This window comes from Oceanivirga salmonicida (genome assembly GCF_001517915.1).
GTDB lineage: Bacteria > Fusobacteriota > Fusobacteriia > Fusobacteriales > Leptotrichiaceae > Oceanivirga > Oceanivirga salmonicida.
This window is the reverse complement of the sequence record NZ_LOQI01000001.1, coordinates 45,056-54,497: the sequence shown is the minus strand read 5'-3', so window position 1 is coordinate 54,497 and position 9,442 is coordinate 45,056. Positions and strand designations below refer to the sequence as shown.

Below are 9,442 nucleotides of genomic sequence, written 5' to 3'. Positions count from 1 at the left end.
TAAGAAATTAGAACAAGCTAAAATAGATGCAACAACTGAAATATCAGAATTAGAAGGTTTAACTGAAGCAGAAGGATTAAAAGCACAAGAAGAAATAGAAAAAGCAACAACAGTTGAAGAAGTAACTAAAGCATTAGAAGCTGCAAGATTACTTAGCGAAAGTAATTTAGCAAAAGATGAAGCTAAGAAATTAGAACAAGCTAAAATAGATGCAACAACTGAAATATCAGAATTAGAAGGTTTAACTGAAGCAGAAGGATTAAAAGCACAAGAAGAAATAGAAAAAGCTACAACAGTTGAAGAAGTAACTAAAGCATTAGAAGCTGCAAGATTACTTAGTGAAAAGAATAAACAAGAACAAGAAAAAGAAGAAGCAGAAAATCTTGACGAATTAAAAAGAGATGCTATAAGCCAAATAACAGATTTAGATAGTTTAACTGAAAAACAAGGAATAGAAGTGCAAGAAAAAATATCTAAAGCTAAAACTGTTGAAGAAGTAGCTAAAGTATTAGAAGATGCAATAGCACTTAATGAAAAGAATAAACAAGAACAAGAAAAAGAAGAAGCAGAAAATCTAGAAGAGTTAAAAAGAGATGCAATAAGTCAAATAACAGATTTAGATAGTTTAACAGAAGAACAAGGAATAGAAGTACAAGAAAAAATCACTAAAGCTAAAACTGTTGAAGAAGTTGCAAAAGTATTAGAAGAAGCAATAACACTTAATGAAAAAAATAAACAAGAACAAGAAAAAGAAGAAGCAGAAAATCTAGAAGAGTTAAAAAGAGATGCTATAAGTCAAATAACAGATTTAGAAGGTTTAACTGAAGCAGAAGGAGAAAAAGCACTAGAAGAAATAGAAAAAGCAAAAACAGTTGATGAAGTGGTTAAAGCTTTAGAGGCAGCAAGATTACTTAGTGAAAATAATTTAGCAAAAGATAATGCTAAGAAATTACAAGATGCTAAATCAACTGCTAAAACTGAAATATCAAAATTATCAGGTTTAACAGAAAATGAAGTAACAAAAGCACAAGAAGAAATAGAAAAAGCTACAACAGTTGAAGAAGTAACTAAAGCATTAGAATCTGCAAAAGAACTTAGTGCAAATAATATAGCAAAAGATAATGCTAAGAAATTACAAGATACTAAAGCAAATGCTAAAACTGAAATATCAAAATTAGTAGGTTTAACAGAAGATGAAATAACAAAAGCACAAGCAGAAGTTGAAAAAGCTACAACAGTTGAAGAAGTTACAAAAGCATTAGAAGCTGCAAAAGAACTTAGTGAAAAGAATATAGAAAAAAATAACAAAATAAAATTTGAAGATTATAAAAAATATGCAGATGCATTCTATTATAAAGATTATGATGTTATAAATAGAACTAATGATAGATTCTTTATAAATGTAAATGGTTCTAAAGAATTAATAGGTAAAAATGGTGTTAATTTCATTACAGGAGTATCTTTAGGAGGAAATCATAAATTTAAAAATTCAGATTTAAGTATAGGTGCTTTTGCTGAATATCAAAATAGAATTTCACATAATGTTGGAATAGGTGCTTCACTTAAATATAAAGAATTTGATTCATTTATAAGATATAGATTAGCAGAGTATGATAAAAAATTAAATCATAATGTTGATATTTATGCTAGATATTCTAAAAACTTTAACTTTGGAAAATTAAATATTAAACCTATTATTGGAACTTATTTAACATATTCAAGTAAAGTAGAATTAGATGACAAAGTTTACTTAAAAGATAGAGTAGGATTCGATGTAAATTTAGGTACTAATATTTCATATGAAGTTTTACCTAAACTTAATATATATGCAGAACCTAATGTTTCAGGAGGATATAATAATCAAGTATTATCAACTTTTGATTCAAAAGAAACAAATAAGGTTGTTAGAAGTTACTTTGATTATAACTTGAAATTAGGTACAAAATATGAAGTTAATGGTTTTGTTTTAAATCCAGAATTTAAACTTAATGGAGATTTGAAAAAGAATATTCAAGTTGGAGCTAATTTAAATATAGGGTATAATTGGTAATACAATTTATTGATAAAATTAATTAAAACATAGTAAAAAAGATGACATTCTAAGAACATATACCTTAAATTAGATATAAAATAGAAAATATAAGGTATATGTTTTCTAATAATTCTAAATGTCATCTTTTTAAATTAAAAAATCAGTTTAAATAATATAGTAAAACTTTTTTGTTAATAACATTTTAATATAAATTATTAAAATTTTTAATTTTATGTGATATAATAACTGAGATAAATACAATAAAGTAGGGAGTAATATGCGATTTAATAATAAAGATAATAATATTTTAGCAATAATGTATGTAATATTTATGGGATTTAATTACCCTATGTTGAGATTTTTAAGTACAAGATTTAGTGTGTATAGTAACAATGGATTAAGATTTTTAGCAGGGGGATTATTTTTACTACTTATATCATATATGAAATATAGAGAGTATTTAAAAATAGTTTTCAAAGATAAAAAAATGTTTTTAAGCATTATGTCTATATCTATTTTAGCATCAATATATATGTACTTTTTAATGGAAGGTCTAAAATATACTTCTTCATTGTCAGCTAGTATATTTGGTATTTTAGGTATGCCTATATCACTTATAATGGCTTCATTTGTTTTTAAAGATGAAAGAAAAAAAGTGAAAAATATAAGATTTATAATAGGGTCTATAATAGCAATATTAGGTTCTTTTGTATTTATATTTTACTCAAAAAATGCAAATGCACAGAGCTCAAACTATATTTTAGGGTATGTATTTTTAATGATATCTATACTAGCAAATTCAATACAGAATATATTCTTTAAAATTATGAGTAAAAAATTACCTAGCATAATAATAGCAACTATGATAAGTCTTGTAATGGGAATTGTTTTCATATTATTATCATATTTTACAAACAATATATACGAATTACTAAATGCTAGTCATATTTTAATATTATTTATTATGTTATCAGGTATTTATGGAATAGTTACAGGCTTACTATTATCATTAAAGATATTGCATCAATATGGAATAGTAGTATTTAATATATTACAATTACTAGTGCCTATTTCAACAGCAGTAGTAGCCTATATTTTATTAAATGAAAGTATTAATGTTATGCAAATATTAAGTTCATTACTTATAGTTATATCTTGTACAGTAGCATTAAGAATAAAAAAATAGGAGGATATCATGGTTTATATTATAACTTATAATGAATTTACTTTATTTGAAACAATATTTTTATCATATTTTTTAAAAGATAAAGTTAAATATGTTAGTTTAGAAAATAAAGAAATTAAATCTTTTGAAAACATACAAATATTAGCAGATACTAATATATCTAATGTTAAAATATCAAAAGATGATTTACTTATAATACCAGGTGGAAATATATCAAATATATTAGATAATAAAGAATTAGAAAATTTAGTAAAAAATACTTTAATAGAAGGAATTAAGGTTGGGGCTATATGTGCAGGAGTAGATTATTTAAATAATATAAAATGTTTAGAAAATTATAAAAATGTAAAAATTAATGCACAAAAAGATTTAATTTTTGATAAAAATTTAATAACAGCAAATGCAAATGCATATCTTGAATTTGCAATAGAAATAAGTAAAATAATGGGTGTTTTTAAAGATGAAAATGATTATAACGAAACTTATGACTTTTTCAAAAATAAGAAATTGTATTCAGAATTTAAGTAGAAAAATAAAAGGAGAGTGTGTAAGGAAATGTTAAAAATAGAGAATTTAATTAACAGTAAGAAAAATTTAATATTGGGAGTAATAATCCCATTTTTAATAACTAGTAATTTATCAATTTCTGCTAATGAACCACAAGGAACGCAACTAGGAGACGTAGGAAGATTAAGTTTTATAGGTGATAATGGGAAAGAAGAAAGTATAATTTTAGAACAAGATAAGTTAAGAATTTTAGGAGATGGAAATATTGAAACTGAAACAGGTACAAATGGAAAAATTAATATAAATCTTAAAAATGTAATAACTCTTGGGAAAAAAATAAAAATTGATGGAGAAAAAGGTGAAATAACAGGATTAACAAACTTAAGATGGGATGGAAATGCGATTCGTGGAAGAGCAGCAACAGAAGACCAACTTAAAATAGTTTATGATAGAATAAAAATAAATGAAGAGAGAATAGATAAACTTAAACCAGGAGCAAAGGCTTCAATAAAAATTGAAAGTGCTAATAATGATGAGATAGTAGTAGAAGAAAATTCGAATACATATAAAATAGGATTATCAGATAAGATTAAAACAAAGTTATCTGAAATAGGTAAAGGTGAAATAAATGCACAAGATATGAAAACCATATCTGGAAAAACTTTACGTGAATATTTAAAAGGTAATTACTATAATAAAGAAGAATTAGATAAAAAAGTATCTGAAAAAATATTAAATAATGATGAATTAAAAAAAGATTTAGAAAAAAGTTTTGTTAAAATAGATGCAAGTAATATAAATATAAATGAGTGGACCAAAAAATTAAGTGAAAAATCGAATTTAGAAAAGCCTGAAAATTCATTAGTAACTGATACAAAAGTAAAAAAATACTTAGAGAATAATTATTATAATAAAAAATCTATAGATGAAAAAGTTGCTAATGTTAAACAATTATCAGATAAAGTAAATGAAACAGAAGGAAAATTAAGTGGGGGTATAGCAACTGCTATTGCCATAGGAAATATTCCACAAGTAAGTGGAAATCATTTAGTATCATTAGGATTTGGGGCATCATATTATAATAAAACAGGTGGATTTGCATTAGGACTAAGTGGGACTACACCTTCAAATATTATAGTATATAAATTAAGTGCAGGAGTAGATACTAAAAAAACTTTTGGAGTGTCAGCAGGTGTAAATATTAATTTCGTTAAAAATAAAGTAATTTCTAGAAATATAACTAGCGTAAAAAATGAAGAAATGTTAAATGCGAAAATATCAGATTTAGAAAATAAACATAGACAAGAAGTTGAAAAATATAGAAGAGAATTAGACAAAAATAAAAAAGAAATAGATGAATTAAAAGGAACTATAAAAGAGTTAATAGAAAAATTAAAATCAGATTCAAAAATATTAGAAAATAATGTAATTTAAGCCAAATAAGTAAGGAGAACATTAATGAATAGAAATAAAAAAATAAAATGGCTGAAAATATTATTTAATATAAGAACTGTATGGTTAATATTAATATTTTTGGCTAATGGATTAATATATGGTGAAGATTCTAGAATAGAATATGAAGGAGATACAGGAGGTTCTAAAAAAACTAGATTACTTAATTTTGCAGGAAGTGAAAATATTCGTACAAGATCAAGATCAGATGGTATAAGAATACAACTTGAACAAAATGTATTAATATCTAATTTAACATTAAATGGAGGAGAAGGTCAAATAACAGGACTTAAAAATCTAACATGGAATGGAGCTAGTAGTGGGAAAATAGCTACAGAAAAACAACTTGAAATTATAGATAAAAGAATAGATGATTTGAATGTAAAAATTGCCAATATATCTTCTTCAACTGTTATGGGTGATGAAAAAACAACTATAAAAATAGAAAATAAAGATGATAATATAGTAATAAAAGAAAGTGATAACCCTAAAAAATATTTAATAGGATTTAATAATGAAAATTTAAAAAATTTAGGAAATGGCGAAGTAAATAAAAATGATGAAAAAACTTTAATTGGTAAAACTATTTTTGACTACTTAGAAAAAAATTATGCAGTTAGTAAAAAAGAAAATAACCAATTTAAATTAAATTTTGATAAAAAACTATTAGAAGATAATTTATCAAATACTTTCTTACAAAATGATGGTAGTAATATAGAAATAGATAAATTTACTCAAAAAATAAGCAGTGATGCTGATATTGCAAATCCAAAAGGGAAAATAGTAACTGATAAATTAGTTAAAGAACATTTGGAAAAAGAATATTATACAAAATCTGAAGTTGAAAAAAGATTAGGTAACATAATAGGAATTGACACATTAGAAAAAAGATTTAGTGGTGGAGTAGCGACTTCAATAGCGATAAACAATTTACCGCAAGTAACAGGATACAATTTATTATCAATAGGAGCAAGTACTTCTTATTATAACAAAACAGGTGGATTTGCATTAGGAGTAAGTGGAACTATTCCTTCAAATAAAATAGTATATAAATTAAGTGCAGGTATAGATACACAAAAAACATTTGGAATAGGTACAGGTATAAATGTAAACTTTATAAAAAATAGAAAAATTGAAACTTTAGATGAAAAGGTAACTAATTTTGAAAAAGTATTAAATGATAATAGTTTAGATGAAGAAATATTAAAATCAAATAAAAATATAGATGAGTTAAAACAATTGTTGTTTGAGTTAAAAACGGTTATTAATGAAAAATAATAAAAAAATAGATTGTAATAGAAATTTAAATAAATAAAAAATATGTGTTAAGGTGGAACAAAAGTTCCGCTTTTTATATTTGAAAGTTTTTGAGTTTCAAGTTAAAAACTTGTTAAAAAGAAAAAGTTTCTGAGTTTGAATTCAAAAACTTTTGACTTTTGCTATTTTTAAGTATATAATACTAAAAAGGAGGTTACTATGCAAAAGTTAATAAAAAGACCTAATTATTTAGAACAATTAATAGAAAATAAAGATATAGATTTAGTAAAAATTATCACTGGAATAAGAAGATGCGGAAAATCAACATTATTAGATTTATTTCATAATTATTTGCTAGAAATGAGGATTAATGAAGAAAATATAATTCATATAAATTTTGAATCACTAAAATATAAAGATATAAAGACATATATAGACTTATATGATTATATTTCAAGTAAAATTAAAAATTCTAATAAAACCTACCTTATATTTGATGAATTACAAGTTGTAGAACACTGGGAAAAAGCAGTAGAATCATTTAGATTAGATTTTAACTGTGATATATATATTACAGGTTCTAATGCATATATGTTATCTTCGGAGTTTTCTACTTTGATTTCTGGTAGATATATAGAAATAAAAATGCTACCTTTATCATTTAAAGAATTTTTAGATTTTTATAATTTTGATAAGATGATAAGTATAGAAGAAAAATTTCAAAAATATATACAAATAGGGGGAATGCCAGTATTACATGAATTTCAAAATATTGAAAATAATATACCTAGAATAAATCAAGCATTGGAGGGTATTTATTCTACTATAATATTAAAAGATATTGTACAAAGAAATAGACAAATTGATCAAGTAATATTAAATAAAATTATAATGTTTGTATGTTCAAATATTGGGAATATTACTTCTACGAATAATATTGCTAATGTACTGTCAAATGAAAAAGAACTTGATGAGGCTAAAAATAATGTGGCCAATAGTACAATAAATAAATATATTAAAATGTTACAAGATACCTTTTTTGTATATTCAGTATCAAGGTATGATATAAAGGGGAAAGCATTATTAAAAACACTTGAAAAAAATTATATTATAGATATGGGATTTAGACATTTATTATTAGGATACAGAAATATTGATAGGGGTAATATTTTGGAAAACATAGTATTTTTAGAACTATTAAGAAGAGACTATAATGTATACATAGGTAAATGGAAACAAACAGAAATAGATTTTATAGCAGAAAAACCTAACGAAAAAATATATATACAGGTAACAGAAAGTTTAATGAATGAAAATACTAGAAATAGAGAATTACAATCATTAATTAAAATAGAAGATAATTATGAAAAAATAGTTTTATCTATGGATAGGGATTTTGAAAAATCATATGATGGAATAAAAGTGATTAATATAATAGATTGGCTTTTAGAATTTAAGTAATAAAAAAATATTGAGATATTTAATCAAAAGAGAGTGTGGTAAAAAGTCTGTAATTTCTCAAAAACGAAAAGTTTCTGAGTTTGAATTCGAAAACTTTTTACCTTTACTATATACTCTTATTATATTTTTAATATTTATTAAATCTATCATTTCTTTTAAATTTGTTTAAATTCATCCCCATTATTATTTTAAGATAATTCTAAACTGTTAGGATTTAATAAAAATTCTTTTAATCCCATAGTTATTATTCCATTATCATCTTTTTGGATTAATATATTATCTTTAACAATTATTATTTTTTTGAATGAATCGGCAATATTTAAAAATGGTCTTTTTTCTTGTTTTTCTTTTTCGCTTGTTGGTAAATTAAATGCAGACTGTATATAGTATTTTTGGATTCCTTGATTAGCAATAAAATCAATTTCAATTTGCTTTCTTTCATATTTTCCAAGAGAATTTTTTTCATCTATTTTAATCATGCCAATGTCTACTAAATAACCCCTATATCTTAATTCATTAAATATTATGTTTTCCATAATATGTGTTTTCTCAATTTGTCTAAAATTAAGTCTTGCATTTCTTAAACCAATATCTTCAAAATAGTATTTCATAGGTGTATTTATATATTTTTTTCCTTTAATATCATATCTTTTTATGCCACATACCATAAATGCTTCTTCTAAATAATCTATATATTTTTTTATGGTAGGCATTGAAATATCAATCTTTACTTCACTTTTAAAAGTATTAGATAATTTTTGCGGATTAGTTAATGACCCAATATTTGAAGCTATAATGTCAACTAGTATAGATAAATTCATATCATTTTTAATGTTATATCTATCAACAATATCTCTTAAATAAGTATGCTCAAATAAATTTTTTAAATAATATATTTTTTCTTTTTCATCATCTATGGTTAAGATATAAGGTAATCCCCCATAAGTATAGTATTTTTCCCATGCAGTTTCAAAATTCTCGTTTTGTGAATTATAAAATTCAGAAAAACTTAAAGGGAACATTCTTATTTCATCGCCACGACCCCTAAAAACTGTTGCAATATCTTTTGATAAAAATTTAGAGTTGCTTCCAGTAACATAAACGTCTATATTATCTAAATGTAAAAATCCGTTTAATACATCTTCAAAATCAGTCATTAATTGGACTTCATCTAATAATAGATAGTATTTTTCTTTATTATTTTCATCAATTAAATCAGTAACATATTTATAGCATTTTTCAGGATTTCTTAATTCTTTATATTTTATATCATCAAGTGATATTTCAATTATATTGCTTAATTTAACACCTTCATATAATAAATGTTTTTTAAATAGATTACTTAGTAAAAAAGATTTACCGCATCTACGGATACCAGTTATTATTTTTATTCTACCATTGTGTTTATGTGCTATTAATTTATTCAAATATAAGTCTCTTTTTATAATCATTTTATCACCTCATTTTAGATTTAGTCAAAAATTTGACTTTTTCTAAACTGATTTTATCATTTTTTTGGTGTTTTTTCAAGTTATATTTTAGATTTA

The 9,442-nt window shown here is 23.5% G+C and carries 7 protein-coding genes; 6 read left to right on the top strand and 1 reads right to left on the bottom strand.

Annotated elements, in window-relative coordinates; genetic code table 11:
• From AWT72_RS00255 to AWT72_RS00230, 6 genes are all read left to right on the top strand, one after another.
• The coding region (locus AWT72_RS00255) for a GA module-containing protein (RefSeq protein WP_156413060.1) at nt 1-2,050 on the top strand (2,050 nt) is incomplete at its 5' end.
• 259 nt (nt 2,051-2,309) lie between these two features.
• Nucleotides 2,310-3,218, top strand: a complete 909-nt coding sequence (locus AWT72_RS00250) for a DMT family transporter (RefSeq protein ID WP_067139046.1) — start codon at nt 2,310-2,312, stop codon at nt 3,216-3,218.
• A 9-nt stretch (nt 3,219-3,227) separates the two neighbouring features.
• Nucleotides 3,228-3,746, top strand: a complete 519-nt coding sequence (locus tag AWT72_RS00245; protein ID WP_067139043.1) for a DJ-1/PfpI family protein — start codon at nt 3,228-3,230, stop codon at nt 3,744-3,746.
• A 27-nt stretch (nt 3,747-3,773) separates the two neighbouring features.
• Nucleotides 3,774-5,159, top strand: coding sequence for a YadA-like family protein (locus AWT72_RS00240; RefSeq protein WP_067139041.1), 1,386 nt, complete (start codon nt 3,774-3,776; stop codon nt 5,157-5,159).
• Between the two features lie 24 nt (nt 5,160-5,183).
• The gene (locus tag AWT72_RS00235; protein WP_067139039.1) at nt 5,184-6,455 is read left to right on the top strand and encodes a YadA-like family protein; all 1,272 of its coding nucleotides are present in this window, start codon (nt 5,184-5,186) and stop codon (nt 6,453-6,455) included.
• Nucleotides 6,456-6,653: 198 nt separating this feature from the next.
• Nucleotides 6,654-7,895, top strand: coding sequence for an ATP-binding protein (locus AWT72_RS00230; protein ID WP_067139035.1), 1,242 nt, complete (start codon nt 6,654-6,656; stop codon nt 7,893-7,895).
• Nucleotides 7,896-8,083: 188 nt separating this feature from the next.
• On the opposite strand, the gene AWT72_RS00225 is transcribed toward AWT72_RS00230, so the two are convergent.
• Entirely contained in the window at nt 8,084-9,346 is a 1,263-nt protein-coding gene (locus tag AWT72_RS00225) for an ATP-binding protein (protein ID WP_067139032.1), read from the bottom strand.
• Nucleotides 9,347-9,442 lie beyond the last annotated feature (96 nt).